The 26,410-nt window shown below is 71.1% G+C and carries 29 protein-coding genes and 1 pseudogene; 17 read left to right on the forward strand and 13 right to left on the reverse strand.

Going from position 1 to position 26,410, the window contains the following annotated elements:
• Positions 1–210 precede the first annotated feature (210 nt).
• Complete coding sequence (locus ABZW10_RS29845; protein ID WP_355371906.1) at positions 211–1,179, reverse strand: cytochrome c oxidase assembly protein; 969 nt, start codon at positions 1,177–1,179, stop codon at positions 211–213.
• Between the two features lie 377 nt (positions 1,180–1,556).
• On the opposite strand from ABZW10_RS29845, the gene ABZW10_RS29850 reads away from it, so the two are divergent.
• From ABZW10_RS29850 to ABZW10_RS29870, 5 genes are all read left to right on the forward strand, one after another.
• Positions 1,557–1,937 carry a hypothetical protein gene (locus tag ABZW10_RS29850; protein WP_355371908.1) on the forward strand — a complete coding sequence of 127 codons (381 nt, stop codon included), beginning with the start codon at positions 1,557–1,559 and terminating at the stop codon, positions 1,935–1,937.
• 82 nt (positions 1,938–2,019) lie between these two features.
• Positions 2,020–3,192 (forward strand): inorganic phosphate transporter, encoded by a 1,173-nt coding sequence (locus tag ABZW10_RS29855; protein WP_355371910.1) that lies wholly within the window; start codon positions 2,020–2,022, stop codon positions 3,190–3,192.
• Positions 3,189–3,437 (forward strand): hypothetical protein, encoded by a 249-nt coding sequence (locus ABZW10_RS29860; RefSeq protein ID WP_355371912.1) that lies wholly within the window; start codon positions 3,189–3,191, stop codon positions 3,435–3,437. The genes ABZW10_RS29855 and ABZW10_RS29860 overlap by 4 nt, the downstream gene beginning before the upstream one ends.
• A gap of 172 nt (positions 3,438–3,609) precedes the next feature.
• Positions 3,610–3,942, forward strand: a complete 333-nt coding sequence (locus ABZW10_RS29865) for a MarR family transcriptional regulator (RefSeq protein WP_355371915.1) — start codon at positions 3,610–3,612, stop codon at positions 3,940–3,942.
• A gap of 63 nt (positions 3,943–4,005) precedes the next feature.
• Positions 4,006–4,236, forward strand: a complete 231-nt coding sequence (locus ABZW10_RS29870; RefSeq protein ID WP_355371917.1) for a hypothetical protein — start codon at positions 4,006–4,008, stop codon at positions 4,234–4,236.
• Between the two features lie 208 nt (positions 4,237–4,444).
• Here the strand turns inward: ABZW10_RS29870 and ABZW10_RS29875 are convergent, their stop codons facing one another.
• The 3 genes and pseudogenes from ABZW10_RS29875 to ABZW10_RS29885 all read right to left on the reverse strand — a co-directional run bounded on the left by ABZW10_RS29875 (position 4,445) and on the right by ABZW10_RS29885 (position 5,587).
• The gene (locus ABZW10_RS29875; protein ID WP_355372058.1) at positions 4,445–5,116 is read right to left on the reverse strand and encodes a peptidoglycan-binding domain-containing protein; all 672 of its coding nucleotides are present in this window, start codon (positions 5,114–5,116) and stop codon (positions 4,445–4,447) included.
• Positions 5,093–5,359, reverse strand: a pseudogene (locus ABZW10_RS29880) (peptidoglycan-binding domain-containing protein); the annotation flags it as partial. The pseudogene ABZW10_RS29880 and the gene ABZW10_RS29875, both read right to left, overlap by 24 nt.
• A 78-nt stretch (positions 5,360–5,437) precedes the next feature.
• Positions 5,438–5,587, reverse strand: coding sequence for a hypothetical protein (locus ABZW10_RS29885; RefSeq protein WP_355371919.1), 150 nt, complete (start codon positions 5,585–5,587; stop codon positions 5,438–5,440).
• 527 nt (positions 5,588–6,114) lie between these two features.
• Between ABZW10_RS29885 and ABZW10_RS29890 the strand changes: the two genes are divergently transcribed.
• Positions 6,115–6,585, forward strand: coding sequence for a helix-turn-helix transcriptional regulator (locus tag ABZW10_RS29890; protein WP_355371922.1), 471 nt, complete (start codon positions 6,115–6,117; stop codon positions 6,583–6,585).
• 56 nt (positions 6,586–6,641) lie between these two features.
• Here the strand turns inward: ABZW10_RS29890 and ABZW10_RS29895 are convergent, their stop codons facing one another.
• The 3 genes from ABZW10_RS29895 to ABZW10_RS29905 form a co-directional block, all read right to left on the reverse strand.
• Positions 6,642–7,361 carry a peptidoglycan-binding protein gene (locus tag ABZW10_RS29895; protein ID WP_355371924.1) on the reverse strand — a complete coding sequence of 240 codons (720 nt, stop codon included), beginning with the start codon at positions 7,359–7,361 and terminating at the stop codon, positions 6,642–6,644.
• Between the two features lie 197 nt (positions 7,362–7,558).
• Positions 7,559–8,638 carry an N-acetylmuramoyl-L-alanine amidase gene (locus ABZW10_RS29900; protein ID WP_355371927.1) on the reverse strand — a complete coding sequence of 360 codons (1,080 nt, stop codon included), beginning with the start codon at positions 8,636–8,638 and terminating at the stop codon, positions 7,559–7,561.
• A gap of 143 nt (positions 8,639–8,781) precedes the next feature.
• A complete protein-coding gene (locus ABZW10_RS29905; protein ID WP_355371929.1) occupies positions 8,782–9,147 on the reverse strand; it encodes a peptidoglycan-binding domain-containing protein in 366 nt (121 codons plus the stop codon).
• A gap of 282 nt (positions 9,148–9,429) precedes the next feature.
• Here ABZW10_RS29905 and ABZW10_RS29910 point away from each other — a divergent pair, with 282 nt between their 5' ends.
• The 4 genes from ABZW10_RS29910 (at position 9,430) to ABZW10_RS29925 (ending at position 12,419) form a co-directional block, all read left to right on the forward strand.
• Complete coding sequence (locus ABZW10_RS29910; protein WP_355371932.1) at positions 9,430–9,756, forward strand: MazG-like family protein; 327 nt, start codon at positions 9,430–9,432, stop codon at positions 9,754–9,756.
• Positions 9,757–9,840: 84 nt separating this feature from the next.
• On the forward strand, positions 9,841–11,136 hold the full coding sequence (locus tag ABZW10_RS29915) for an ABC transporter ATP-binding protein (protein WP_355371934.1): 1,296 nt from the start codon (positions 9,841–9,843) through the stop codon (positions 11,134–11,136).
• 67 nt (positions 11,137–11,203) lie between these two features.
• On the forward strand, positions 11,204–12,076 hold the full coding sequence (locus ABZW10_RS29920; RefSeq protein WP_355371937.1) for a PIG-L deacetylase family protein: 873 nt from the start codon (positions 11,204–11,206) through the stop codon (positions 12,074–12,076).
• The gene (locus tag ABZW10_RS29925) at positions 12,048–12,419 is read left to right on the forward strand and encodes a transposase (RefSeq protein WP_355371940.1); all 372 of its coding nucleotides are present in this window, start codon (positions 12,048–12,050) and stop codon (positions 12,417–12,419) included. Before ABZW10_RS29920 ends, ABZW10_RS29925 begins: the two co-directional genes overlap by 29 nt.
• Here ABZW10_RS29925 and ABZW10_RS29930 read toward each other — a convergent pair whose 3' ends face one another.
• Positions 12,420–13,022, reverse strand: coding sequence for a TetR/AcrR family transcriptional regulator (locus ABZW10_RS29930; RefSeq protein ID WP_355371943.1), 603 nt, complete (start codon positions 13,020–13,022; stop codon positions 12,420–12,422).
• Between the two features lie 63 nt (positions 13,023–13,085).
• Between ABZW10_RS29930 and ABZW10_RS29935 the strand changes: the two genes are divergently transcribed.
• Together ABZW10_RS29935 and ABZW10_RS29940 are read left to right on the forward strand one after the other, a co-directional pair.
• A complete protein-coding gene (locus tag ABZW10_RS29935) occupies positions 13,086–13,535 on the forward strand; it encodes a hypothetical protein (RefSeq protein WP_355371945.1) in 450 nt (149 codons plus the stop codon).
• Between the two features lie 121 nt (positions 13,536–13,656).
• Positions 13,657–14,133, forward strand: coding sequence for a YdeI/OmpD-associated family protein (locus ABZW10_RS29940; RefSeq protein ID WP_355371948.1), 477 nt, complete (start codon positions 13,657–13,659; stop codon positions 14,131–14,133).
• 361 nt (positions 14,134–14,494) lie between these two features.
• On the opposite strand, the gene ABZW10_RS29945 is transcribed toward ABZW10_RS29940, so the two are convergent.
• A complete protein-coding gene (locus ABZW10_RS29945; protein ID WP_355372061.1) occupies positions 14,495–15,475 on the reverse strand; it encodes a WYL domain-containing protein in 981 nt (326 codons plus the stop codon).
• A gap of 117 nt (positions 15,476–15,592) precedes the next feature.
• Between ABZW10_RS29945 and ABZW10_RS29950 the strand changes: the two genes are divergently transcribed.
• Positions 15,593–16,534: an alpha/beta hydrolase gene (locus ABZW10_RS29950; RefSeq protein WP_355371950.1), complete on the forward strand. Its 942-nt coding sequence runs from the start codon at positions 15,593–15,595 to the stop codon at positions 16,532–16,534.
• 226 nt (positions 16,535–16,760) lie between these two features.
• Here the strand turns inward: ABZW10_RS29950 and ABZW10_RS29955 are convergent, their stop codons facing one another.
• Both ABZW10_RS29955 and ABZW10_RS29960 read right to left on the reverse strand, forming a co-directional pair.
• Entirely contained in the window at positions 16,761–17,444 is a 684-nt protein-coding gene (locus tag ABZW10_RS29955; protein ID WP_355371953.1) for a response regulator transcription factor, read from the reverse strand.
• Positions 17,441–18,655 (reverse strand): histidine kinase, encoded by a 1,215-nt coding sequence (locus tag ABZW10_RS29960; protein ID WP_355371956.1) that lies wholly within the window; start codon positions 18,653–18,655, stop codon positions 17,441–17,443. The genes ABZW10_RS29955 and ABZW10_RS29960 overlap by 4 nt, the downstream gene beginning before the upstream one ends.
• 143 nt (positions 18,656–18,798) lie before the next feature.
• Here ABZW10_RS29960 and ABZW10_RS29965 point away from each other — a divergent pair, with 143 nt between their 5' ends.
• The gene (locus ABZW10_RS29965) at positions 18,799–19,527 is read left to right on the forward strand and encodes an ABC transporter ATP-binding protein (RefSeq protein ID WP_355371959.1); all 729 of its coding nucleotides are present in this window, start codon (positions 18,799–18,801) and stop codon (positions 19,525–19,527) included.
• A gap of 85 nt (positions 19,528–19,612) precedes the next feature.
• Complete coding sequence (locus ABZW10_RS29970; protein WP_355371962.1) at positions 19,613–22,015, forward strand: FtsX-like permease family protein; 2,403 nt, start codon at positions 19,613–19,615, stop codon at positions 22,013–22,015.
• 344 nt (positions 22,016–22,359) lie between these two features.
• On the opposite strand, the gene ABZW10_RS29975 is transcribed toward ABZW10_RS29970, so the two are convergent.
• Positions 22,360–23,355, reverse strand: coding sequence for a 2-hydroxyacid dehydrogenase (locus ABZW10_RS29975; RefSeq protein ID WP_355371965.1), 996 nt, complete (start codon positions 23,353–23,355; stop codon positions 22,360–22,362).
• A gap of 267 nt (positions 23,356–23,622) precedes the next feature.
• Here ABZW10_RS29975 and ABZW10_RS29980 point away from each other — a divergent pair, with 267 nt between their 5' ends.
• Complete coding sequence (locus ABZW10_RS29980) at positions 23,623–24,039, forward strand: tyrosinase cofactor (RefSeq protein WP_355371968.1); 417 nt, start codon at positions 23,623–23,625, stop codon at positions 24,037–24,039.
• Between the two features lie 42 nt (positions 24,040–24,081).
• Entirely contained in the window at positions 24,082–24,909 is an 828-nt protein-coding gene (locus ABZW10_RS29985) for a tyrosinase family protein (RefSeq protein WP_355371970.1), read from the forward strand.
• Between the two features lie 107 nt (positions 24,910–25,016).
• Here the strand turns inward: ABZW10_RS29985 and ABZW10_RS29990 are convergent, their stop codons facing one another.
• Positions 25,017–26,042: a 6-phosphofructokinase gene (locus ABZW10_RS29990; RefSeq protein WP_355371973.1), complete on the reverse strand. Its 1,026-nt coding sequence runs from the start codon at positions 26,040–26,042 to the stop codon at positions 25,017–25,019.
• Between the last annotated feature and the right edge of the window lie 368 nt (positions 26,043–26,410).

Consider the following 26,410-nt stretch of genomic DNA (forward strand, 5'->3'; position numbering starts at 1 on the left):
TTTTTATTTGTTTTGTTGTCCCTTGGGGGGGGCCCCGGGGTTTCACCCGGGGGCCCCCGGGCGGCCCCCCCCCGCACCCCCGGGGCCTCCCGGCGTTTCCCTCGCGGGGCCCGGGCGCCCAGGCCCCGGAACGCTCTCGGAAACGCCTCCGGAAACGCCGGAGCCCCCGTCCGGATCGGACGGGGGCTCCCTCGACGCTGCCGCCGGGTCTCAGCCGGCGTCGGCCGCGGGGCGCCGGCTGCGCTGGTCCAGCGAGGCCAGGTAGGCGTTGTACGCCGCCAGCTCGGCGTCACCGCTGCGGTCCTCGGCGCGGTCGCGGCGGCGCGAGAGCCGCTGCTCCGAGCCCATCCACTGGTAGACCAGCGCGATCAGCACGATCGCGGTCGGGATCTCGCCGAACGCCCAGGTGATGCCGCCGGCGAGCTTCTGGTCGGCCAGCAGATCGGTGCCGGGTGGCGCCATCTCGGTGGTGAAGGTGTTCACCAGCTGGTGGTTGGCCATCATCACCGCGACGCCGAAGAAGGCGTGGAACGGCATGCCCATGAACAGCTCGATGATCCGCATCACATGGCCCGGCCGGTGCGGGCCCGGGTCCACGCCCATGATCGGCCAGAAGAACACCAGGCCGGTCGCCAGGAAGTGGACCATCATGAAGATGTGCCCGAGCCGGTACTGCATGAGGAAGTCGAACAGCGGGGTGAAGTAGACCCCGTAGAGGCTCGCGATGAACAGCGGGATGGTGAAGCCCGGGTGCGAGACCACCTTGATGTAGGTCGAGTGCAGCAGCGCCACCAGCAGCTCGCGCGGCCCGCGCGGACGCCCCTTGCCGGCCGGCCGCAGCGCGCGCAGCGCCAGGGTGATCGGCCCGCCGAGCAGCAGCAGGATCGGCGACAGCATGGAGAGCACCATGTGCTGCATCATGTGCGCGCTGAACAGCACCATGCCGTAGTCGTTCAGCCCGGTGCAGGTGACCAGGATCACCGAGCCGACGCCCAGCACCCAGGCCACCGTGCGTCCGACCGGCCAGCTGTCGCCGCGCCGCCGCAGCCGGACCACGCCGGTGAGGTACAGCGCGAGCGCGGCCAGGCTGCCGATCAGGAACACCCAGTCGGGGGACCAGGTGAGCACGTTGGAGAGCGAGAAGGGCCCGAGTTCGGTCATCCCGCCGTGGTGGTGCATGCCTGACATTCCGTCGCCCATCGGCGGGTCCCGCTTTCCCTCGTCCCGGCCCCTGGACGGGTCCGGTTCGCCCGTTTTGCTTCGGCATACAGCCTAGGCGGGCCTTACCCCGGCCGGTTCCCCGGCCCCCGTTCCGTCCCCCGTGTTCCGCCACGCGTGGTGGCGCGCGGGAGCGGGGTGTTCGTGCCAAGACGGTCTGTCTGGGCAGTGCCGCCTGCCCCATTTCCTCCTTCGGCTGCATCTCCGGTTGCGTCGCCGCCACCGAGTAGCCGCCGCGGACCAGGGGTTCCGCACCGCGGTGGGCCGGCCGGGCAAGCGGGCCCGCCGCGGTGCCCCCGGAGACGTTCCACCGACCACCAGTGAAGGAGAGCCGGGCCATGGAAAGCCTCCGGCACGAGTTGACGCGGTTCATCCAGCAGCCCGCCGCGCAGCAGGACCCACCCGCGCTCCACCGCCGGCTGCTCGCCGAGGCGCCGGTGCTGGACCTCGGCCGCCTGTACGTGGTCTCCGGCTACGAGGAGATCCTCACCGTTCTCACCCACCCGGGCGCCGCCGTCGATCCGGCGGCCGTGGGCCTGCCCAGGGCCGGTTCGACCGCGCTCGCCGAGGTCGTCACCCGGATGCTCCCGATGCGCCTTGCCGCGAGTGCCGCTCTCACCCACGGTGTGACACCCGGGCAGCGGCGAGGGCGGCCTCGGCGTCGTCGGGATGCGCGTGCCCGGAGTCCGACGGGCCGAACGGGCCGAAAGGCCCTGTGAGGCGTGCGCGGTGTTGGCCCGATCGGGTGGTGGGCCTTCGCCCCTCGGTGCGCGGCCTCGGCGGGCGGGCTAGGTTCGGTGCGTGACCGGCAACGACGCGGTCCTGGCGTTGATGGTCATGACGGCGCTGGGCTTCGACTTCACCAACGGCTTCCACGACACCGGCAACGCGATGGCGACCTCGATCGTCACCGGGGCCCTGCCGCCGCGCGTCGCGGTCGCGGTCTCGGCGGTGCTGAACCTGGTCGGCGCGTTCCTGTCGACCGCTGTGGCGGCGACCATCGCCAACGGCCTGGTCGCCAGCGGGGACGTGACCCTGACCGTGGTCTGCGCCGGCCTGACCGGCAGCATCCTGTGGAACCTGGCCACCTGGTACCTCGGGATCCCCTCCAGTTCCTCGCACGCGTTGATCGGCGGGGTGATCGGGGCGACGATGGCGGCGGCCGGCACCTCGGCCGTCAAATGGCAGGGCCTGGTCTCCAAGGTGATCGTGCCGGCGGCGCTGTCGCCGTTCATCGCCGGCCTGGTGGCCGTGGTCGGCACCCTGCTGGTCGCGCGGATCACCCGGAACGTGTCCGAGCGCCCGCGCGAGAACGGGTTCCGGCTCGGCCAGATCGGCTCGGCGTCCATGGTGTCGCTCGCCCACGGCACCAACGACGCGCAGAAGACCATGGGCGTCATCACCCTCGCCCTGATCGCCAACGGCACCCTGGCACCCGGGGCGACGGCCCCGGACTGGGTGATCGTCTCCTGCGCGCTGGCGATCGCCCTCGGGACGTACGTCGGCGGCTGGCGGGTGATCCGTGCCCTGGGCAAGGGGCTGGTGGAGATCGCACCGCCCCAGGGGATGGCCGCCGAGTCGGCCTCCGCCGCGGTGATCCTCTGCTCCACCGACTTCGGCTACTCGCTATCCACCACGCACGTGGCCACCGGATCGATCCTGGGCTCGGGAGTCGGGTGGAAGGGCGCCGAGGTCCGCTGGCAGCTCGCCCGCCGGATGGTGACGGCCTGGCTGCTCACCCTGCCGGCCGCCGCGCTGGCCGGCGCGGCGGCCTACTGGGTCGCGAACGGGATCGGCGGGACGGCCGGGGTGGTGGTGGTCTTCGTCGTGCTGGTGCTGGCGTCGACCGCCTTCTTCATCGCCTCCCGCCATCCGGCCGTGACATCGGAGAACGTCAACGCCGTGTGGACCGGCTCGGTGGTTCCGGAGCCGGTCGGGGTCGCGGTCGCGCCCAAGGACGAGGTGGGCTCGTGAACTCCTGGATCAACCTCGACGCGGTGTGGAGGATCGTCGTGGTGGGCCTGCTCACCGGCGCCGGCCTGCCCGCGCTCTTCGCCCTCGGCCTGCGCCTGCTCAACCCGCCCGGCGGCCCCACCGGCGGCCCGGCGGACGCACGCCCCGCCGCCGGACCGGCCGCCCGCACCCTGGCCGTACTGCTCTTCGCGGTGGTGCTCGCGGCGATCGGCTGGGGCATCTCCGTCATCGTCGGCCACCGCTGAGAGCACGCGCTGCGGCGCGGAGGCAGCGACGCCGGCCGGCGAACAGGGCACTCCACGCCTGTCGGCGTCACCGCGGCCCGCCCCGCGTGCGCAAACGCGGATCACCCCCCGAGAGCGGGCTGTACGAAGTCGAACCCGACCGGGCATCGACCGGGTTGGACCTCTGGGGCAAGTGGTCCCTGGAGGAAGCAGGGTTGCCGACCGGCTCAAGCCCACCGAACTGACCAACGCGCTGCTGCTGTCCTCCGGCGGCACGAGCAACGTGCTCAAGCGCCTGGCCGGGGCCGGACTGGTCTCCCGCGAGGCCGACGACGGGGACGGCCGCAGCTCCTGGGTGCGCCTCACGCGCCGGGGGGTCGAGGTCGCCGAGGACTCCGTGCGCGCGGTGACCGCGGCGCACGCTCGGATCGTCGCCCGGATCCCCGAGGCGGAGGCGGAACTGCTGAACCGCATGCTGCGGGACGTGCTGGCCGCCGTCGAGGAGGGCGTGCTCGTCCGCAGGTGAGCCGCAGCCGCAGCTCCTCGGCCCGGCCACGAGGCCCGGCAGGCCCGGGTGCAGCAGCCGCCCGTGCCGCTTGACCACGTGCCCGGCGACCAGCACGGTGTCGACGTCGGCCCGGTCCATCGCGCAGACCACCGTGCCCACCGGGTCGTGCACCGGCAGCAGGACGTCGGCCTGCTTGCCGAGGGCGAGCGAGCCGATCCGGTGCTCCAGGCCGAGGGCGCGGGCGCCGTCGATGCCCTTCCCGTCACCGGCCTGGGCAGGATCGACAAGAAGGAACTCCGCAACCGGCCCTGAACGGCCGCGAGCTTCCGGCCGCACCGACGACTCCGTGGCCGAAGCACCCCGGCCTCGACGGCGCCGGAAAGCGTCGGGACCTCGGGCACCACGCGATCGAGTCGTTTCCCGTGGTCGGCTCCGGCGGCGCGCTTGCCGAGCTGCTCGAAGCCCCGAGGGGCACCGGATGCGTCCGGTGCCCCTCGGGGTGTGGTCGTGCCGGGGGCCGTCAGCCCGTGAAGGTCACGTCCCAGTGGTTGCCCTCGTTGGCGTAGACGTTGCCCGAGGGGGCGGTGTAGAGGGTGGCGCCGTCGCCGCGGACGCCGCTGTAGGCGAAGTTGCCGGTGATGTGGCTGGTCAGGCAGCTCACCATCGCGAAGTCCAGCTTGTAGCCGTTGGCGTGGCTGTAGGTGCCGGCGGCGTGGCCGGTCTCGGTGCCTCCGGTGATGGTCAGGCCGCAGCCGCCCACGGCGTGCTTGAGCGCGACGGCGCCGTCCGCCGAGGCGCGGCGCAGGCCGTCGAAGGAGGTGCAGTTGCTGTTGTTGCGGTTGGAGCAGTTGCCCGAGGAGGACCAGGTGATGCCCGCGGAGGAGAACATCGCGGCGGCCTGGGACTGGCTGAGCAGGTCGCCGCTGCCGCCGCCGGTGCCGCCGCCCGTGCCGGAGAGCAGGGCGGACCAGGTGGCGGGGCCGACGATGCCGTCCACCGGGCTCAGGCCCGCGGACTGCTGGAAGCCGCGCACCGAGGAGTCGGTGCCGGCCCCGAAGGCGCCGTCCACGGCGAGGTTGGCGCCGCGGGCGTTGAGCTGGACCTGGAGCGCCTTGACGGCGTCGCCGTTGTCGCCCTGGCGGACGGTGACGATCAGCTTCGGCCAGGTGGCGCCGCCGACGATGCCGTCCACCGGGCTCAGGCCGTTGGCGCTCTGGAAGCTCTTGACCTTGGCCTCGGTCGCGGGGCCGAACGCACCGTCGGCGTCGGTCGCGTAGCCGCGGGCGTTCAGCAGGTACTGGACGGTGGACACCTTGGCGCCCTGGTCGCCGCTGCGGACGACGGGCCAGCTCGCGGCGTGGGCGGCGGGGACGGACAGCACCGCCGCCAGGAGGCCGGCGAAGATCGCGGCCACGACGGCCGGGAAGCGCTTCACGGAAGTTCCTCATTTCTGCTGAGGTGGATGAGGGGAAGGGGACGTACCGTCGGCGGACGGCCCCGGGAACGGGTCGGGCTACCAGGTCGGCAGGTTCTCCCAGCAGGTGGTGCCCCAGGAGAACTCGTTGTGGACGATCACTTCCTGCATCTCGCTGCCGGTCTGGATGCCGACGATCCCGGTGGCCGTCACGACGGCGGCGCGCTTGATGACCGGGAACACGGGCACGGCGGGGCTCCTGGGAGACGTGGGTGAGGGCGGCCGCAACGGCCGTCGACAGCCGACACTACGAAGCCCCGAAGACGTCCCGCGATCGTTTTCGCGTCCCTGGGACGCCCTTCCTCACGGGGCGCCGGCCGGGGACGGCGGCGGCGTCGCCGCGCCGTTCCGGGCGCTGCGCCCCGGCTCCGCAGCGCGGGCGGCGACGGCGTCCCACGGCGCCCGTCCGAGGCCCGCGGTGTCTCAACCTGAGCGGTCCCGGCGTCTCAAACCGCAGCTCAGGGCAGTTCGATGCGTCGTACCCATCCCAAAAATCCGAAAGATCGTGGACTTTCGTCCCGGGGATGGCACACAGTGGATCAAGCCGCAGCACGTGACCCGGGGTGGGCCGTGCTGCGGGAGGGCGCACCGTGGGGGCGGGGGCCTCGGCCGCCGGGAGACCGGTTCGGCCCGTGGGACCGGCCGGCGGGAGTGCGGCACGGCGCCCGGCTCCGTTGCGCGTCCTCGATCGCACCGGAACGACCTGGGGGGTACACATGATGGACCACGTTCCTTTGTCCGGCGGCACGCCGAAGGGCCCTGCCGACCGGCTCTGCGAGGAGCTTCAGTCACTGAAGTCCTCGTCCGGCCTGACCTACGCCCGGATCAGCGAGCGCACCCACTACGCGAAGTCCTCGTGGGAGCGGTGGGTGAACGGCAAGCAGTTCCCGCCGCGTGACGCCGTCGAGCGGATCGCCGCCGTCTGTCAGGCCGACGAACGGCGCCTGCTGGAGCTGTGGACCCTGGCGGAGGCCTGCCGCACACCGGCCGCCGCACCGGGTGCCGCACCGGGGGCCGCCGGGTGCGGCGGCGCGCCCGGCGAGGGGGACGCCGCCTCGCCGGACCGCCGGCAGACGGTCCTGTTGCTGCTGACCGTGCTGGCACTGGCCCTGACGGCGGGTCTGGCGCGGTCCGTGGCCCTGCGACGGGAGCTGCGGCGCGACACCCTTTCCGGCGGCGGCGTGTAGGGACGACGCGGGCAGGGCCCCACCCCGCCCGGGGTGGGGCCCTGCCCGCGTGCCGCTCAGTACCAGTTGTGGGACTGCCAGAAGCTCCAGGCCGAGCACGGGTCGCCGTAGCGCGACTTGATGTAGCTCAGGCCCCAGCTGAGCTGGGTGGCCGGGTTGGTCTGCCAGTCGGGTCCGGCGGTCGCCATCTTGGTGGCGGGCAGCGCCTGCGGTATCCCGTACGCGCCGGACGAGGGGTTGGTCGCGTAGACCTTCCAGCCGCTCTCGTGGGTGTAGAGCTGCTCCAGGCAGCCGAACTGTCCGTTCACGCTCCAGCCGAGGGCGGGGAACTTCCACTGCGCGGTGATCCGCACCGTCCGGGCGATCCCCAGCGCGTTCATGGTCGCGGGCCCGGCGATGCCGTCGGCGTCGAGCCCGTGCGCCCGCTGCCAGGCGGTGACGGAGGAGGTCGTCCCCGCGCCGTAGGCCCCGTCGGCGCCCGAGCCGGTCGCGCGCTGGACCTCGGCGACCTTGTTGTGGAGGGCGAGTTCGGTCCTGGGGCCGTACACGCCGTCCTCGTCGAGCCCGTTGTCGCGCTGGAAGCCGCGGACGGCGGCGGTGGTGGCCGGGCCGTAGTCGCCGTCGACACCGCCGCTCGCCAGGTAGCCGATCCCGACCAGGTTGCGCTGGATCCAGGTGGTCGAGTCGACGGCCTGCGCCTGGGCGGGCAGCAGGGCGAAGGCGACGAGTGCGAGCACGGCCACGGCGAGGCCGCGCAGGGCTGCGATGTGTTTCACGGTCATTCCTTCCGGTGCGCCTGTCGGACGATCAGGCGGTGCGGTTCACTCTCGGCCCGGGTACGGGCGTCCCGCCACGGTCCGTGGCGTCCCGGGGACGTCCCGCGACGGCCCGGGCCGGCCCCCGTGCGCCGGGCGTGGCGCCGCCCGCGGTGACCTGGTCCGCGGGCGGCGCCGGAGCCGTACGGCATCGGGCGTCAGGCGAGCAGCCGGCTCCAGGTCCGGGCGTCGACCACGCCGTCGGCGGGCAGCGACGCCGCGCTCTGGAAGGACGCCACCCCGGACTGCGTCCCGGGGCCGAAGGCGCCGTCGACCGCCACCGTGACGCCGTGCGCGACCAGCTGGCTCTGCACGGCGGTCACCGCGCTGCCCGAGGCCCCGCGCGCGAGCGGCGCGACCGCCTGACTCCACGTCTGGTTGCCCGCGACGCCGTCCGCCGAGGCGTGCACCGCGCTCTGGAAGGCCGTGACGGCGCTGCGGGTGGCGGGACCGAACGAGCCGTCCACGGTCAGGGAGGCGCCCCGCTGCACCAGCAGGTACTGCAGGGTCTTCACCCGCTCGCCCGAGGCGCCGCTGCTCAGCACCGGCCACACCGGGCCGGTCGGGTCCCCGCCGATCTGGGCGGCCACGTCGCGGCGCAGCTGCGGTATCAGCGCGTACAGGCGGTCGCCGGGGCACTCGGTGGCGTTGAAGTCCCGGTGCCCGTAGATCTGGTAGGCCCGCAGTCCGTACTGGCGGCAGATGTGGGTGATGAGGGCGACCAGCGCCGCGTACTGCTCGCTGCGCGGGTCGACGGTGCTGTAGGTGCCCTCGTTCTCGATGCCGATCGCCACCGTGTTCTGCCCCGTGCAGTGGGCGGACTCCACGTGCTGGGTGCCGCCGGTCAGCGTGGAGAGGCTGTTGTGCCGGCCTTCCGTGATGTACGCGCCGCGGCTGACGGTGAAGTGCTGGCCGGTGTCGATCCAGCCCTCGGTGTCCATCTGGTACGTCTGCATCGACCTGGCCAGCGAGAACGCGGCGGCCTGCGAGTAGTCGGTGACGTTGGCGGTCGCGGTGTGGTGCACGATCACCTTGTCGGGCGCGCCGGGCAGGATGGTGAGCGGGCCGGACGAGGGCCGGGCGCCCCAGGCGGCCGTGGAGGCGATCGCCGGGCCGGTGGCGGCGCGTGCCGTCCCGGAGGGGAGCGCGGTGGAGAGCAGCGCGCCGGTGCCGAGCGCGAAGGCGCCGGCGAGCACCGAGCGGCGCCCGGGGTGGGAGGGGGTGGGGTCGTTGGTCATGTCGAGGGCTACCTGGTCCTTCGGAGGAGGAGGGGGAGGTCCGGGGCGCGGCGGAGCACCGCTGCCCCCGCGCCTGCTGTCGGCACGAGGGCAGCGGTGGGCCGCCGGGATCCGGCGGGTGGGTGGGGCGTCCGGGCGGCGGGTCAGCTGCTGGTGGGGATGTACTCGTAGCAGAGCTCGCTCAGGACCACGTTGCCCGAGTTCAGGAGAAAGCCGTTGTAGAGGACGTCGCCGGTCCTCCTACCGACGATGCCGTCCGCCGAGAGGCCGTGGCGGCTCTGGAAGTCGGTCAGTGCCGCGTAGGTCGCGTTGCCGTACTGGCCGTCGACCGCGAGGGAGTACCCCGCCCTGTTCAGCCCCGCCTGCACGCAGGAGACCGCCTGGCTGTGCTGGCCGGGCTTGATGTTCGGGGCGCTCGTACTGGCCTGGGCGACGCCGGCGAGCGAGGTGACGGCGATGGCCGCGGCGCCGAGGGTGACGGCTCCGCGCCGGAACACGTGCTTGATCATGGAAGGTTCCCCCTTCTCGGAAGCGGTCACGGGCCGCCCCCGCGGGAAACTCCCCCCGAGGCTGCGGTCCGTGACTCGGACACGGCCCATGCTCGGCGCCGCGGCACCCGTCCCTCCAGGGCCTTTCCGTCCCTGGGACGCCCCGTACCGGCCGGGGGAGCGCGGCCGGGGCGTCCCCCTCCGTCCCGCTCCCTCCCTGCCCTTTCCCGCCCGCGTCCCGGCCCCGGTCCCCGGTGCGGGACGGCGGATCGCCCCATTCGAACAGCGACAGGATTCTTGCCCATGGAAGAGACCTGGAAAATCGTCAACTCCCTTGCAGGCGCGCTCGACAAGCACTTCGACCGCAGTGACGAGCTGCGCTGGACCGTCCAGGCCCTCAAGCTCCAGGAAGAGGCCGGGGAAGTCGCGGAAGCCGTCATCGGGGCACTCGGCGCCAACCCCCGCAAGGGCTTCTCCCACGACTGGGACGACGTGCGCAAGGAAACCTGCGACGTGGCGCTGTCCGCCCTCGTGATGCTCGCCCGGATGGGCGGCGACCCCCGCCGGTTCTTCGACGAACACCTGCGCCAGGTCGCCGCCCGCGACACGAGCGACAGCGCCCCGGCCTGAGCACCCAAGCCGCAGCCCGGGGACGGGAGTCCGCCCCCGTTCGCGGGCTCCACGCCGCGCCCACCCGCTGACGGAAGGACCCGGATGCGCAGTAGGCCGAACAGCGCCGAGGAGGTCTCCGACAGCGAGCAGTTGCTGTTCGGGGGGCCGATGAAGTACGACTACGGCTGGGCCAAGCACGAGATGGCCAGCGGGGAGGTGACCGAGTCCGCCGAACAGGAGCAGGCCCGCCTCGCCGGCGCCCGTGCCCGCACCGACCTGCTCACCGCCACGCTGGCCGGTATCGCGACGACCGGCGCGTTCGCCCTGCTCGGCTGGCTCGTGCTGAAGGGTTCGATCCCGCTCGCCGCCGCCGGCACGGCCGTGGTGGCCATCCGGACCGGATCGGCGAGCATCGGCGGCCTCGTCTCCCAGGTCAACCGCCTCTACGAGGAGTCGCTGTTCGTCCGCGACCTCGACCAGCTGCGGCGCGAGGGCCACCGCCGGGCGATCCCCACCGGCGGCACACCGTTGCCCGACCGCCCGGAGACGATCACCGTCGAGAACGTCACCTTCAGCTACCCCGGCCGCGACACCCCGGCACTGGACAACGTCAGCCTCACGATCCCGCGTGGGCAGGTGGTGGCTCTCGTCGGGGCGAACGGATCGGGCAAGTCGACGTTCGCCAACATCCTGTGCGGCGTCTACCAGCCCCACCAGGGACGGGTGCTGTGGGACGGCATCGACACCGCGACCGCCGACCGCCACCAGCAGTTCCGCTCCGTGGCCCTGCTCGCACAGAACTTCCAGCGGTGGATCTTCACCCTGCGGGCCAATCTGCTGCTGGGGCGGCCCGAAGTCCCCCTCGAACAGAAGCACCTGGACACTGCCGCCGACTACGCCGACCTCCAGCCGGTGATCGACGAACTGCCCCGCGAATGGAACACCCTCCTCGCCAAGGGCTTCGAGGGCGGTGTCCAGCTCTCCGGCGGGCAGTGGCAGAAGGTCGCCCTGGCCCGCACCCGCCTGCGCCTGACCACACCCGACACCGCCAACCGCCTGCCTGCGCTGGTCGTCGTCGACGAACCCACCTCCGCCCTCGACCCACAGGCAGAGGTCGAAGCATTCGAGCAGATCCGCCAGCTCACCGACCTGGGTATCACCGTCATTCTGATCACCCACCGCCTCGGCGCAACGGCGAAGGCCGACCAGATCTTCGTCCTCGACCACGGCCGGCTCTTGGAGGAGGGCAGCCACGCCGACCTCATGGCCCGCCGGCCCGCAACCCAGTACCGGGCGGCGTATCGGCTGCAGGCCCGCCAGTACGACACCGACATCCCCCACCAGCGCGACACCGACCCGGCACAGGACACGCCGGCCCCCGCCCCGGAACCTTCCTGACCCCGCCGGGCGGGAACCCACCCGCCTCCACCATCTCCTCGGCCACACCACGACGAAGAGGACCTCCGTGCTACAGCCATCCGCCCTGCTCGCCGTCGTCGCCCATCCGGACGACGAGGCGCTCCTCGCCGGCGGGGTCCTCGCCCGGCACACCGCGCGCGGCGCACGGACGGCGGTGGTCACCGCCACCTGGGCCCCGGACACCCAACGCGCCGCCGAACTCGCCGACTCCCTGGAGATCCTGGGCGCGGGCCAGCCGAGGATGCTCGGGTACGCCGACCACCGCGTTCCGGAGTCCGCACCCGGCCGGCCGAGGCTGTGCGACGCGCCCTTCGACCAGGTCGTCGAAGACGTTGTGCGACACATCCGTGCGGTCAGGCCGGAGACCGTGATCACCCACGACGCCTACGGACAGCTCACCGGCCACCCGGACCACCGGCAGACACACCGCGCCACCCTGCTGGCCGTTGCCGCCGCAGGACTGGCGCACCTCTACCCGGACACCGGGGAGCCCTGGCAGCCCACCGCCGTCCACCTGGCCACCCACCCCCATTCGGCGGTCGCCGACCTCGGCCCGCTCCTGACTCGGGCCGCCAAGTCAGTACTCAGCGTCCCGGACGACACCGTCGACCTGACGGTCGACGTGCGCCCCTGGCTCGACCGGAAGTGGGCCGCGATCACGGCACACCGCAGCCAGGTCGAAAGGGATCGCCCCCTGCCCGGCCTTCTGTCCCGCCTGCCCCGAGACGCCAGGGACCGGATCCTGGCCACCGAGTACTACACCCGCCTCACCTTCCGCCCCGCCCCGAATCGGCCGACCGGGTCGGTGCAGTCAGCCGGTCTCGCCGAACGTCAACCACCTTGGCCAGAGCCAGACTTCGACACAACGGGCGAACCACTGCCGGTACGAGATGCGGGAGATTCTCAACGCGATCCTTGACCAGGCCCGCACCGGCTGCCAATGGTGTTACCTGCCGCACGACCCCCCGCCGCCCAGCGCCGTCTACTACTCCTTCGGCACGTGGCGCGACGACGGCACCGCCGGGCTGTCCACGACCTGCTGCGCCGGCAGGTCCGTGAGGGCCGGAATCGGCACGAGGACCCCATCGCGGTCGTCCTGGACTCCCAGACGGTACGCACCTCGACGAACGCGCCCAAGGAGACGACCGGGCTGGATGCGGGAAAGCCGAAATCCAGCGAGGGGCCCGGGGCGAGATCATCGGATGACGCCGGCTTACCGGCATACCCGTACCGCGTCGGCCCGGTGCCCGCGGTCGCCGTAGTCACCCCGCGCCGGAGGCCAGGGCGCAGGCGGCGTCGGCGAAGTACTGCTCGTCGGCACCGTGGGCGAGGCCGAGGATGACGCCCTGGCTGAGGCCGACGAACAGTGCCCTGAGCGCGATGACCAGGCGTCGCGCCTGATGCGACGTCACGACGCTCCCGTTGTGTGTTCTTCCGGCGAACAACCCGACCAGCTGGTCCTCCTGTGTCCGGACGGACGCGGCGAGCTGGGATCCCAGCTCGGGGTCGTGCATGGCCATGTCCAGCAAGGTGATCTGCAGCGACAGGCCGGACAACGCCTCGGGGGCGTCACAGCTGCGCCGGTAGTGCCGGGCGAAGGCATCGACCGCTTCCAGCAGGTCCAACCCAGCGGGAACCGCTTGCTCGATCTCTTCGTAGTGCGGCCGCAGATAGTCGGTGACCAGGGCGACCACCAGACCGTTCTTGCTGCCGAACAGCGAGTAGATGGCGCCGGTGGTCAGGTCGGCCCGCTCGGCGATCTCCTCAAGCCTGGCGCGGTACCCGTCTCGGGAGACGACCTGGAACGCAGCGTCCAGCAGAGCACGGCGGTTGCGTTCCTTGCTCTCAGCTCTCTTCGTTCTCATAATCCCATTATTGTAGTAACTGAGTTACGGAACTGCGAGACAGGCAACAGGGGAGGAACGCTCATGACCCAGACCCAGACCCAGACCCAGACCCAGGCCGTGCCATCGACAGGGCCACGCCGGACGGTGGGGATCATCGCCGACGGCGTCGTCAAGGTGTTGCTCGCTGCCGCCTTCATCATCGGCGCTGCCCCGCTCGGGCATCTGCTCAGCGCGCCCGCCTGGCTGATGGTCGTCTCAGGCATAGCTCTGCTGATCGGCGGTGGGATCGAGATCAGGTATGTGAACAGCCGCCCGGTGCGTACCTGTACGCGACTTATGGTTGCCTACGACAGCGGGTGGGTGTTGGCGGCGCTTGCCGGCCTGCTGATGGCATGGCGGGGCAGCGGCGCCGGAGGTGAGGTGTGGATCGGATACCAGACGGTCGCTCCCATCGCGCTCGCCGCACTGCTGGTAGCCGCCACCCCCGTGCAGACGACTTCGGACACCCGCGCAGGGGACTCCGCACCCTGACCCTGACTTCGACACAACGGGCGAACCACTCAAGGCCTCGCAAAACTCTCTCTCAAGTCCTGAGGAGTTCCGGGACTGGCTGGAGGAGCGCCACGCGACTGCCTCCGAATGCCGGGTGGGCATGTGGAAGAAGGGAGCGGGCAAGCCCACGCTGAGCTGGTCGGAGGCGGTCGACCAGGCCCTGTGTTACGGCTGGATCGACGGCCGGCAGGGCCCGATCGACGACTTCTCCTGGACGATCCGGTTCACCCCGCGCAGGCCGCGCAGCAACTGGAGCCTGGTCAACCTCCGCAAGATCGAGGAGCTGATCGCGCAGGGGCTCATGCGGCCGGCCGGCATCGCGGTGTTCGAAGCCCGTGACCGGGGCCGCGAGGAGAAGCCGGTCCGGGAGTTCGAGGCGGCGCAGCTGGCTCGCTTCCAAGCGGAACCGCGGGCGTGGGAGTGGTTCAGCGGGCAGGCGCCGTCCTACCGCAAGTCGGCCATCCACCATGTGATCAGTGCCAAGCGGGACGAGACTCGGGAGCGGCGGTTGGACGAGCTGATCGCCGACAGCCTGGAGGGGGTGCGGCTCAAGCCGTTCCGGCGACCTGGAACCTGAGGGCCCGCTGCAACAGCCCAGCGCGATCGCGTAGCCCTCCAGCTCGGCCGTCCAGCGCGGGATTTGCCGCTCCGGGAACCCCACGGGCTGGCCTTGGCCGCCCATGGCCCACGGCCCGTGATCGACGGCGCCGCCTACGAGGCGCCAGCCGCCGCCACAACCTGCTCCGCCCGTCGCGACCTCGACCTCGGAAGCGCGCCGAGTGCGTGGCGAGTGCGTGGCGATGCCGGCCCGGCACGAGACGGTCCACCCCGCAGCGAGCCAGGCCGGCAGACCCGCCGACTCGTGACCGGGCGACTGCCGGAACGGACAAACCCACCCTATTGAGCGGAACTGTTCTCGAAGCCCTGCCTCGTCCGCTTCAAGACGGGTGAAGGTCTCCGCTGGTGCGCGGCCGGCCGTATCGTTCGACGAGGGCGTTGCCGATCGAGGCCAGGTGGTCTCGGACCCCCGGAGGGTCGGTCACCTCGACCCATTCGACCAGCCCGGAGAGCTCGCCGGCGAGGATGTACTCATTGGGGCCGCGGATCACGACCTCGATGCGGCCATCGGTCGTGGAACCTCCCACGTCCAGCCGGTCGCCGAGCGCCATCCGGAGTATGCCTATCCCGTCGGGTGTGCATACCGCCCGGACCTCCAGCGGCGTTCGCTTGCGATCGACCTCTTTGGCGATCTCGTTCCAGCTCTCGGCAAGGTCGAACTCCTCGGGTCGGTGCACAGGGTCGCCGGTCGGGTCGGCAGATGACACGCGGTCGATCCGGAAGATCCGTCGGCCGGTCTCGGTGTTGGAGACGAGGTACCACACAGGACCTTTGGCGACGATGCCCAGCGGGTGGACGGTTCTCCTGGTTTCGACGCCTTTGCTGTCGACGTAGCCGAGCGACACCTGGACGCCGCTGATCACCGCGTCCTGGAGTTCGTCGAGGAAGCGAGGCGGCCGGTGCTCGATCCGGCTCGCCCCCCATCGCTGCGGGTCTACGACCAGCGACGCCGCCGCTGCCTCGGCCTGCACCTGGAAGGGCTTCGGTAGGGCATGGACGAGCTTGCGCAGAGCTGCTTTCATCGCCGGCGTCGCATCCGAGGCCGGGCCGACAGCCAGGAACAGGGCGCGGGCCTCACTGGCGGTCAACCCGGACAGGTCGGTACGAGCACCGCCCACCAGGCGCCAGCCGCCGCCTCGGCCCTGCACGGAGTACACGGGCACCCCGGCCATGGCCAGGGCGTCGAGGTCGCGGCGGGCGGTGCGCTCGGAGACGTCCAGCTCTCGGGAGACCTCCGCGGCTGTCACCTGCTCGCGCCGTTGGAGCAAGAGGAGTATGGCCACCAGTCGATCGGATCGCATGCTGACAAAACTCTCATGGAAACCGGTCATGAGGTGACCGGTTTAGGTATCAAGATGGCGACATGACCTCATCGAGGAGGTCGACCGCCAGCGAACGCCCCCCAGGGAGGAAATGCAGTGATCAATCAAGCAGAATTTCCCGAGCCCACCCTCATCCAGGTCAACGGTGTGGAGCTCGAAGTATTCGAAGCAGGTCGGGAAAACAAGGGCAATCCCATCGTGCTCTGCCACGGCTGGCCGGAGCACGCTTTCTCCTGGCGTCACCTGATGCCCGTCCTCGCAGCGGCCGGCTACCACGTCATCGCACCGAACCAGCGGGGTTATGGCAACTCATCCCGCCCGACCGAGGTGACGGACTACGACATCGAACACCTGACGGGTGACCTCGTCGCGCTCCTGGACCACTATGGCTACGAGGACGCCACCTTCGTCGGCCATGACTGGGGTGCGTTCGTCGTCTGGGGGCTGACCCTGTTGCACCCCGACCGGGTGAACAAGCTGATCAACCTGAGCCTGCCTTACCAGGAGCGCGGAGAAACGCCGTGGATCGAGGTCATGGAAACCTTCCTCGGCGGCGACTTCTACTTCGTCCACTTCAACCGGCAGCCGGGCGTCGCGGACGCCGTATTCGACGCCAACACCTCCCAGTTCCTCCGCAACCTCTACCGGAAGAACGTGCCCCCCGCACCCCCTGAGCCGGGCATGGCATTTATCAACCTCGCCAAGGCGGAAACAGCACTCGGTGAGCCCATCATGAGCGACAGCGACCTGGCCGTCTACGTCTCCGCGTTCGAGACGTCGGGATTCACGGGCGGCATCAACTGGTACAGGAACCTCGACCGCAACTGGCGCCGGCTGGCGGACGCGGACCCGATCATCAAGCAGCCCGCCCTCATGATCTACGGCGACCAGGACTTCGCGATCCCGAGGTTCGAAAGACTGGCAGAGTTCGTGCCCAGCGTGGAAGTGGTCGGCCTGGACTGCGGTCACTGGATCCAGGAGGAAATGCCAGAAGAAACCAACCAGGTGATTTCGGAATGGCTGGAACGGCAGGGCTAGTGTCCTGTGATCCGGTTCGTATCACCTGAAGGGCAGGTGCTCGCCGACGGGGGCTCCGGTCGTCGGCTGTGCGCGGATGGCGGCCAGGAGCTGCCCGGCCGCGAGGGGTCCCGCACCAGCGGGCTCTTTCCGCCCGGAGCACTCGACTGCGAGAAGTGTGTGCCGGAGGGACGCTGCGTCAGCATCAGTTCCCAGATCGAGTCGCCCCAGTTCTTCTCATCCTGCCCTACCGTCTGCGCGGGACGAGTCCGGCCTCGAAGGCGATGATCGCCAGGTGGACGCGGTCGCGGGCTTCGAGCTTGGCGAACAGACGCGCGACATGCGTCTTCGCCGTCGCCGCGCTGATCACCAACCGCTCGGCTATCTCACCGTTCGACAGTCCCTGTCCGACCAGTGCCAGCACCTCGCGCTCCCGGTCGGTGATCCCCGTGATGAGACGTGAGTCCGCGGCGGGCTCGGCGTCCGGTTCGGGGGACGCGGGGCTGGACGTTCCGGCGAAGTCCGCGATCAGCCGTCGGGTCACGCTCGGCGCGATCAATGCGTCGCCGGCCGCCACCACGCGGATCGCGTCCAGGATCGCGTCCAGGGCCATGCTCTTGAGCAGGAATCCGCTGGCCCCGGCGCGCAGTGCGCCGTAGACGTACTCGTCGTCGTCGAAGGTCGTCAGCACCAGCACCTTGGGCGGGTCCGGCTCGGCGGTCGCCTGCCGGGTCGCCTCGATCCCGTCCATGCCCGGCATCCGGATGTCCATCACCACGACGTCCGGCCGCAGCTCACGCACCAGCCGCATCGCCTCGCGGCCGTCGCCGGCCTGGCCGACCACCTCCAGGTCGTCGGTGTCGCCGATCAGGATCCCGAGCCCGACCAGCATCAGCGGCTGGTCATCGACCAGCAGCACCCGCACGCTCATGCCGGAATCCTCGCCGCCACCCGGAATCCGCCCTCCGGACGCCGGCCCGCGCTGAACTGGCCGGACAGCAGCGACACCCGCTCGCGCATGCCGAGCAGGCCGAAGCCGCTCCCGCCGACCGCCGCCGGGGGCCTCGGACGGCCGGGCCCGCCGGGACCGTCGTCCCCGTCGTCCACCACCTCGATCGTCACTCCGGTCGGCTCGTAGCCGACCGCGACCCGGCAGGTCCGCGCACCGGAGTGCCGCACCACGTTCGTCACCGACTCCTGGACGATCCGGAAAGCCGACAGCTCGATCTCCGGCGGCAGTGGACGCTGCTCGCCCTGCCAGGTCACCTGGACCCGCACCCCGGCATCGGCCGTGCGTTCGGCGAGCCGCGGGACGTCCGCCAGGCTGCCGCCCGGCGCCAGCGGAGCGGCCTGCGGCGTGGCGTCGTCGGGCTCGGCGCGGCGGAGCGCTCCGAGCATGCGCTGCAGCCCGAGCAGCGTCTCCCGGCTGGTGGTCTCGATGCCGGTCAGCGCCTGCCGCGTCTGCTCGGGCCTCGTCTCCACGACGCGCGCCGCCGCTCCCGACAGCACCGTGATGATCCCGATGCTGTGCGCGACGCTGTCGTGCAGTTCGCGGGCGATCCGCAGCCGCTCGGCCATGACGGCGCGGGCCTCGGTCTGCTCGTGCAGGGCTTCGAGGTATTCACGGCGTTTGCGGTACACCCCGCCGAAGACCCACGCGACCGCGAACACGAAGGCGAGCTGCCCGGCCCGCGGGGCCGCGTAGCCGACGGATTCCCTGTGGTAGCCGAGGGTGCGCTCGGCGAACACGGTCGCGACGGCCACGACGGAGCCGACGGCGGCAGCCGTCGGCCGCCGGGCGGCGAGGTGTCCGGCCAGGACCAGGAGCAGGAGGAGCACGATCCAGGGGTTCGCGCCGAAGAGGTCACCGAGGGCTGCTTCGCCCAGGACCACCGCGAAGACCGCAGCGGGCAGCCGGCGCACCAGCAGGACCGGAAGGGCGAGCACGACGCAGAGACCGATCATCTGGTCGGGCCCGAGGTCGGGGAACCGGAACAGGCCGCCGGAGCGCCGGAGCTGACCGAGCGGCATCGTCCAGAAGAGCATCATCGCGTAGAAGCAGGCGGCGGCCAGCACCACGGCCCGTGACGTCAGCCAGGTCACGGGTTTCGATGTCGAGAAACGCTGGAGCAGCTCTTCCATGCGGAGATCGTATGGATTGGCGTCGGCTCTGCGCGTCACCCCGGGGATGTACGCGGGGTACGCCGCCGGGCCGACGGCCTGGGAGAGGGGTGACATCCGCCGGCCGACGCGATGGACCATGGCCCGTTCCTAGGTTCGTGGCCATGACGAATGAGCCGATGATCGATCTCCAGGACGCGACGAAGAAATATGATGACGGCCCGCCCGCGCTGGCCGGGGTGACCCTGTCCGTGGCGGCCGGTGAGTGCGTGGCGATCCTCGGCCATTCCGGCAGTGGCAAGTCGACGCTGCTGAACCTGGTCGCGGGTCTGGACAAGCCTTCCAGCGGCACCGTGACCGTCGACGGCATCCGCGTCGACCAGCTCGGCGAGGCCGATTCGGCGAAGTACCGCCGGGCCTCCATCGGCATGGTCTTCCAGTTCTTCAACCTGCTGGACGACCTGACCGTGTTGGACAACGTCATGGTTCCGGCGCAGCTGGCCGGGATGGGCAGGAACGAAGCGAAGCGGCGGGCCGTCGACCTGCTCGGCTCGCTGGGCATCGACCGGCACGCCGATGCCTATCCGCAGCGGCTGTCCGGCGGGCAGCGGCAGCGGGTGGCGGTGGCCAGGGCCCTGATGAACGACCCGGCGCTGCTGCTGGCTGATGAGCCGACCGGCGCGCTGGACTCGCGCTCGGCCGAGGACGTGCGCCGGCTGCTGCTGGAGCTGAACGCCGACGGCCAGACCATCCTGCTGGTGACCCACGACATCCAGCTGGCCGCGAACACCGCGCGACGCACGATCGAGCTGGTGGATGGTGCCGTGGCCCGGGACGTGGTCAACACGGTCAGCGGCGCCACCTCCAACAGCTCGGCGGGAGCGGTCCGATGACGGGGCTCCCAGCGCTGCCGTCCCAGCGCCTGTGCGAGGTTTCCTTCCGGGCCGTGGCCCGTCTGCTGCCGGCGGGAGCGGGCCGATGAGCGCCCTGGGCAAGGTCGTGCGCTCCGGCGTCGGCCGGCGTCGTGTGCAGTCCCTCGTGATGGCCCTGACGACGTTCGCGGCCGTCACCTCCTGTGTGCTCTCGCTCGGTCTGCTGGCCGTCGTGCAGGCCCCGTTCGAGCACGCCTTCAAAGCCCGGAACGGCGCGCACCTGTCGGTCCAGTTCGACGGCTCGAAGGCCACTGCCGCGCAGGCCGCCGCCACCGCGCACGCCGCCGGCGTCACCGAGGCGTCCGGGCCCTACCCGGTCACCGCCGCCCTCAACACGAGCTTCGGCACGGACTGCACCGCGAACATCGCCGCGGGCATGCCGATGGCCGGTCGCGCCAACCAGCCGGTCGTCGCCGCCACCCGACCCGACCTGGCCGGCACCTCCGGCCTGGACCAGCTGGCCCTGGTCCAGGGCAGGTGGCCGACCACCGCGAACGAGATCGTCCTGGCCTCATGGGACCATCACTGCGCAGACGGTTCCGTGGTGTTCGACTCACTGCCGGGCAAGCCCTCGTTCAAGGTCGTCGGCCTGGCGAACTCGCTGACCAACACCGCGACCGGCTTCCTCACCGGCGACGGCTTCGCGCGGCTGACCGCCGCCGGCGCCAAGACCGACGAGCAGATGCTCTACCGGTTCGCCACGTCCGGGACCGACGCCGACCTCACCACGGACAAGCAGGCGATCGCCGCCGCCGCGCCGGCCGGCTCGGTCGAGAGCGGACAGTCCTACCTGGCCGTGGAGAAGCAGGTCGTCGGCAGCGCGAAGTCCTTCGTGCCGTTCCTGGTCGTCTTCGGCCTCCTCGGTCTGTTCCTGTCGGTGCTGATCATCGGGATCGTGGTCAGCGGCACGGTGGTCTCGGGAATCCGGCGCATCGGGATCCTGAAGTCGCTCGGCTTCACCCCCTGGCAGGTGGCCCGCGCCTACGCCGCACAAGCCCTGATCCCGGCGACGATCGGCGTGGTGGGCGGCACGCTGTTCGGCAACCTGCTGGCTGTTCCGGTCCTGGGCAGTGCCAGCAAGGATCTCGGTGCCGCCGACGCCGGCCTGCCGATGTGGGTCAGCCTCGTCGTGCCGATCGGCACCTTGGTCATCGTCAGTGTCACCGCGCTCGTCCCGGCACTTCGGGCCGGCCGCATGCCGGCTGTGCAGACCCTGGTCGTCGGCCGCGCCCCCAAGGCCAAGCGCGGCCAGGGCGCGCAGCGCCTGGCAAGCAGGCTGCCGCTGCCCCGGCCGATGTCGTTGGGACTGGCCCAGCCGTTCGCCAAGCCGGCCCGGGCCGCACTGGTGGGCGCCGCGGTGCTGTTCGGCGCGGTCGGCGTCACCTTCGCAGTCGGGCTGGAGACCACGTTCACCAAGTACATGGACACGGATAGCACCGGTTTCAGGGCCGCGTCGATGATCGTGGTGCCCGCCGGCACGCCCGCCGGCCTCCACGCCTCCGGCGGTGGCCCTGCCAACCCCCACCTGGACTACCCCGGGGTGGCCGCCGCGCTCGCCTCGGTCCCGGGTACGAAGGCCGCGTTCGGCTGGGGCGACAGCGGCGCGACCGTGATCGGCGCGCCGACGGGTGACCACACGAATGTGGACACCACCACCGGCGACCTGTCCTGGACCAATCTGGCTCTGCTGCACGGCCGCTTCTACCAGAACCCCGGCGAAGCCGTGATCAACGACCACCTGGCCTCAGCGGCCGGGATGCACGTCGGCGACACCGTCACCGTGACGCAGGACAACAAGCAACTGCGTTTGCGGATCGTCGGCATCGACTTCGATGCCAGCAGCAACGGGGTCGTGATGACCGACTCGGCCACGTTCACCGCCGCCGGTCTGACGCCGTACATCACCCAGTTCAACGTCGAGCTGGCCGACAACGTCAGCGGCCCGGACTGGTCCGCCTCGGCCACCCCAGCGCTGACCCCGCTGCACGCCGAGGCCACCCCGAACATCACGTACCCGAACCTCACGGTGCTCACCATGGTCGCCCTGGTGGCCACCCTCACACTGATGATGATCGCGGTCGCCGCGCTCGGCGTGCTGAACACCGTGGTGCAGGACACCCGGGAGCGGATCCACGACCTGGGGATCTTCAAGGCCCTCGGGATGACACCCAAGCAGACCATCGCGATGGTGCTGACCTCGGTGAGCCTCACCGGGCTGATCGCGGGGCTGATCGGGGTCCCGATCGGGATGGCGGTGGAGAGCGCGACGCTGACCCGGATGGTGAGCGCGATCGGCAGGAACCTGCCGTCGAGCGTGACCGACGTCTACACCCCCGGGATACTGCTCCCGCTGCTGGCCGGCGGGATCGCGATCGCCCTGCTCGGGGCACTGCTGCCGGCCGGCTGGGCGGCGCGCTCCCGGACCGTCGCCGCGCTGCGGACCGAGTAGAACCGGTCGCTCGTAGCACTGGTGTTTCTCCGCCTTGATCGGCGGGCGGGGCCCGGGGGACCTGGACACACTTCCAGTCAAGGCCCTCGGGCCCTCCTCCGGTGCTTGGGCCAGAGAGCCGGCGTACGCCGCCAGTGCCTTGGTGAGCTGCCGGTGGCCCTGGCCCAGACGACCGCGGACGCGCAGTCGCGTAGGAGCCCGTCCGTGAAGTGGTGCTTCCCGGGGCGACTGGGGGTCAAGTGGTTCTCGGAGGATGAGGGGTTGTCGATCGGCTCGGTTGTTTCGCGGTCCCGGCATGTCGCTCCCTCCGCACGAAGGCTGGCGGGTTGTGGTGATGGGTGCGCTCAGGCTTTCGGGACGAGGGTGTTCTCGTTAGTGCGGCCGGCGGCGTGGTCGTCGACGTTGCGGACGGTGGCGTCGATGATCTGGCCGACGGCGGTGTGGGTGAAGTAGGCCTGGTGGCTGGTGACCAGGACCTGGGGGAAGGTGACGAGGCGGGCGAGGGTGTCGTCGGTGATGCCGTGGATGGAGCGGTCGGTGAAGAAGACGCCGGTCTCCTCCTCGTAGACGTCGAGGCCGACGCCGGAGAGGCGTCCGGCGCGCAGGGTCTCGACCAGGGCGGCGCTGTCGATGAGGCCGCCGCGGCTGGAGTTGACGAGGATGGCGTCGTCCTTCATCCGGGCGAGGGCGGCGCCGTCGATGAGGTGGTGGGTGGACGGCAGCAGCGGGACGTGCAGGCTGATCAGGTCGGCGCGGGAGAGGAGCTCGGGGAGTTCGGTGTAGGTCATGCCGAGGTCGAGGCAGGCGGGGTTGGGGGCGATGTCCCAGCCGAGGAGCTGGGTGCCGAAGCCGGCGGCGATGCGGGCGAAACACTCGCCGATCTTGCCGGTGCCGATGACGCCGACGGTCATGCCGTGGATGTCGCGGCCGAGCAGGCCGTCGAGGCGGAAGTCGAACTCGCGGGAGCGGTTGGCCGCGCGGGTGAGGCGCCGGTTGACGGCCAGGGCCAGGGCCCAGGCATGTTCGGCGACGGCGTACGGACTGTAGTGGGAGACCCGGGCGACGGTGAGGCCGAGCTTGGCGGCGGCGTCCAGGTCGATGTTGTTGAAGCCCGTGGAGCGCTGGGCGATCAGCCGGGTGCCGCCCTCGGCGAGGACGGCGAGGGTGTCGGCGTCCAGGACGTCGTTGACGCTGCTGCTGACGGCCGGGTAGCCGGCGGCGAGCGGTGCGGTGTCGCGGTTGAGGAAGACGGACAGGCAGCGCAGCCCGTGCCGGTCCGCGAACGCCTCCTCCATCAGCGGCCGCTCGTCCGCCTGCACGCCGTACGCGAGGATCTCCATCGCCTTGGTGTCCTTCCGTCGGGATCCGGTCCACGGTTTGGTCCACGGTGTGGTCCACTCTGGCCCACCGATCAAGGCCGAGCAAAGATGACCGAATCTGAACACAACCCTTCGTACCCCCGCCGATTGGCTGTTCCCTAGGTCGCCAAGCCTTGCAAGCATCGAAATGGCGGCTTCGATCAAGAAATCGCCTTGGAATAACGATTCACCAATCGTTTGTGAACTGTGCCTTAACAAAAGCGCGAGGCACATGAGGGGGTATTCAGCATGTCCGAGGACACCCACGGCAGCGAGCTGACCCGCCGGAGGATGCTCCAGGGGGCCGGGGCCGCGCTGGCCGTCGCCACCGGGACGATCGCGATCGGCGTGGCCGGCCCGGGTGGAGGATCGGCCACGGCCGCCGACCCCGGGGCTTCCGACAGCTTCGACGAGGTCTTCCAGGGCCGCCGGATCCAGGGCCGCCCGGTCAGTGGCGGTGGCCACCACGGCGGCACCGGCACCGGCACCGGCACCGGCTACGAGGTGCGGATCGACGGCGACGAGCTGCACATGATGCGCAACGCCGACGGCACCTGGATCAGCGTGGTCAATCACTACCAGACCTTCGCGACGCCGCGCGCGCTCGCCCGGGCCGCCGTCAACGACCTCCAGGGCGCCACGCTCGTCCCGGTCGCGACCGCCTGATCCGGCGCCACCCGACACCAACCGACCACAGAGGGGGGACTCATGGGAGTCCGCAAGAACCAGGCGACCCTGACCGCCCAGGAGAAGCGCGCCTTCGTCAACGCGGTCCTGGCACTCAAGGCGAACGGCGGCTACGACCCGTTCGTCACGACGCACAACCAGTTCATCCTCAGCGACGTCGACAACGGCGAGCGCACCGGCCACCGCTCGCCGTCCTTCCTGCCCTGGCACCGCAAGTACCTGCTGCAGTTCGAGCAGGCGCTCCAGGCCATCGACCCGAGCGTCAACCTGCCGTACTGGGACTGGACCGCGGACCGCTCCACCGGTTCGAGCATCTGGGGCGCCGACTTCCTGGGCGGCAACGGCCGCGCGAGCGACGGCCAGGTGACCACCGGTCCGTTCGCCTACTCCACCGGCGGGTGGACGCTCAACGTCAACACCGACAGCCGCACCTACCTGCGCCGCCAGCTCGGCGCCGGGGTGGCCCAGCTGCCCACCCGCCCCGACGCCGAGTCGGTGCTCGCCATCACCACCTACGACGCCGCGCCGTGGAACAGCTCCTCGGCCGGCTTCCGCAACGCCCTGGAGGGGTGGCGCGGGGTCAACCTGCACAACCGGGTGCACGTCTGGGTGGGCGGCCAGATGGCCACCGGGGTGTCGCCCAACGACCCGGTGTTCTGGCTGCACCACTGTTTCGTCGACAAGCTCTGGTCGGAGTGGCAGAAGCGCAACCCGGGCCAGACCTACCTGCCGACGGCCGGCACGCCGGACGTGGTCGACCTCAACGAGCCGATGAAGCCGTGGAACAACGTCTCCCCGGCGGACATGCTCGACCACAGCGCCCTGTACACCTACGACACCGGCTTCTGATCCGGCACTCCGCTCCCGGCAGGGCGGCTGCCGAGAACGGCCCGGCCCCCCGAGGCTCGCGCACTCGGGGGGCCGGGGCTCCGCGGAGAAGCGGGGGAGCGAGGCGGTCAGATGACCGTCTCGGCCTCCAGGTAGCGGTCGGCCGGCACGGTCTTCAGCTCGGCCACCGCCTCGCCCAGCGGCACCAGGTTGATGTCGGTGCCCTGCAGGGCGGTGATGTGCCCGAAAGCGCCCTGGTGGACGGCCTCCACGGCGTGCCAGCCGAACCGGGTGGCGAGCACCCGGTCGTAGGCGGTCGGGGTGCCGCCGCGCTGGGTGTGGCCGAGGATCACCGGGCGGGCCTCCTTGCCGAGGCGGTGCTCCAGCTCGCGGGAGAGCTGGGTCGCGATGCCGGTGAAGCGCTCGTGGCCGTAGATGTCCTTGGTGCCCTCCTCCCAGTGCATGGTGCCGGGCTCGGGCTTGGCGCCCTCGGCGCAGACCACGATCGCGAACTTCTTCTGCCGGTCGAAGCGCTCCCGGACGACGGCGGTGAGCTTCTCGATGTGGAACGGACGCTCCGGGACGACGATCGCGTGCGCGCCGGCGGCCATGCCCGCGTTCAGCGCGATCCAGCCGGTGTGACGGCCCATGACCTCGACGACCATGACGCGCTGGTGCGACTCGGCGGTGGTCTTCAGCCGGTCCAGCGCCTCGGTGGCGACCGACACGGCGGTGTCGAAGCCGAAGGTGACGTCGGTGCAGGCGATGTCGTTGTCGATGGTCTTCGGCACGCCGACGATCGGCAGGCCCGCGTCGCTCATCAGCTTGGCGGCCTTCAGGGTGCCCTCGCCGCCGATCGGGATCACCGCGTCCAGGCCGAGGTCCGCGCAGTACTGCTTGGCGCGCTCGACGCCGTCGCGCAGGTGGCTGGGCTGGACCCGGGAGGAACCGAGGATGGTGCCGCCCTGGGCGAGGATCCCGCTCACCGAGTCGAGGGTCAGGGGCCGGTGGTGCCCCTCCAGGAAACCGCGCCAGCCGTCCTCGAACCCGATGATCTCGTCGCCGTGGTCGACCACCCCCCGGTGGACCACGGAGCGGATCACCGCGTTCAGGCCGGGGCAGTCACCGCCGCTGGTCAGCACTCCAATACGCATTGCTTTGCAACTCCCGAGCAGAACCGAGGAACGGCCGGACTACAGGCTGGGACGACGGACCGCCACCGTAGCGAGCCGTTCCCGCGCCGGGTCGACGCGGAGATGGCCGCCGGGTGAAGGACCGGCCGATCCGGACAGAACGTCCGAAACCGGCCGTGGTTGTCGAGCATACGGCCCCTGCGTCCGGCCGGGCAGGAGCCGACGCGGGAGCGGCGCCGTCGGCGCCCCCGCGTGGAAGTGCAGCCTGCTGCCGAGGAGGGTGTGCAGCCGGCAGCCCCGGGAAGGGGCAGCCCCATTGTCGTACGTTCCGGCCCGCCCGTGGGCCGGGTGACCGCATCGCGGGCACCCGGTCGGACGGGCCCGGGACG

It is taken from the genome of Kitasatospora sp. NPDC004723 (genome assembly GCF_040609255.1).
GTDB lineage: Bacteria > Actinomycetota > Actinomycetes > Streptomycetales > Streptomycetaceae > Kitasatospora.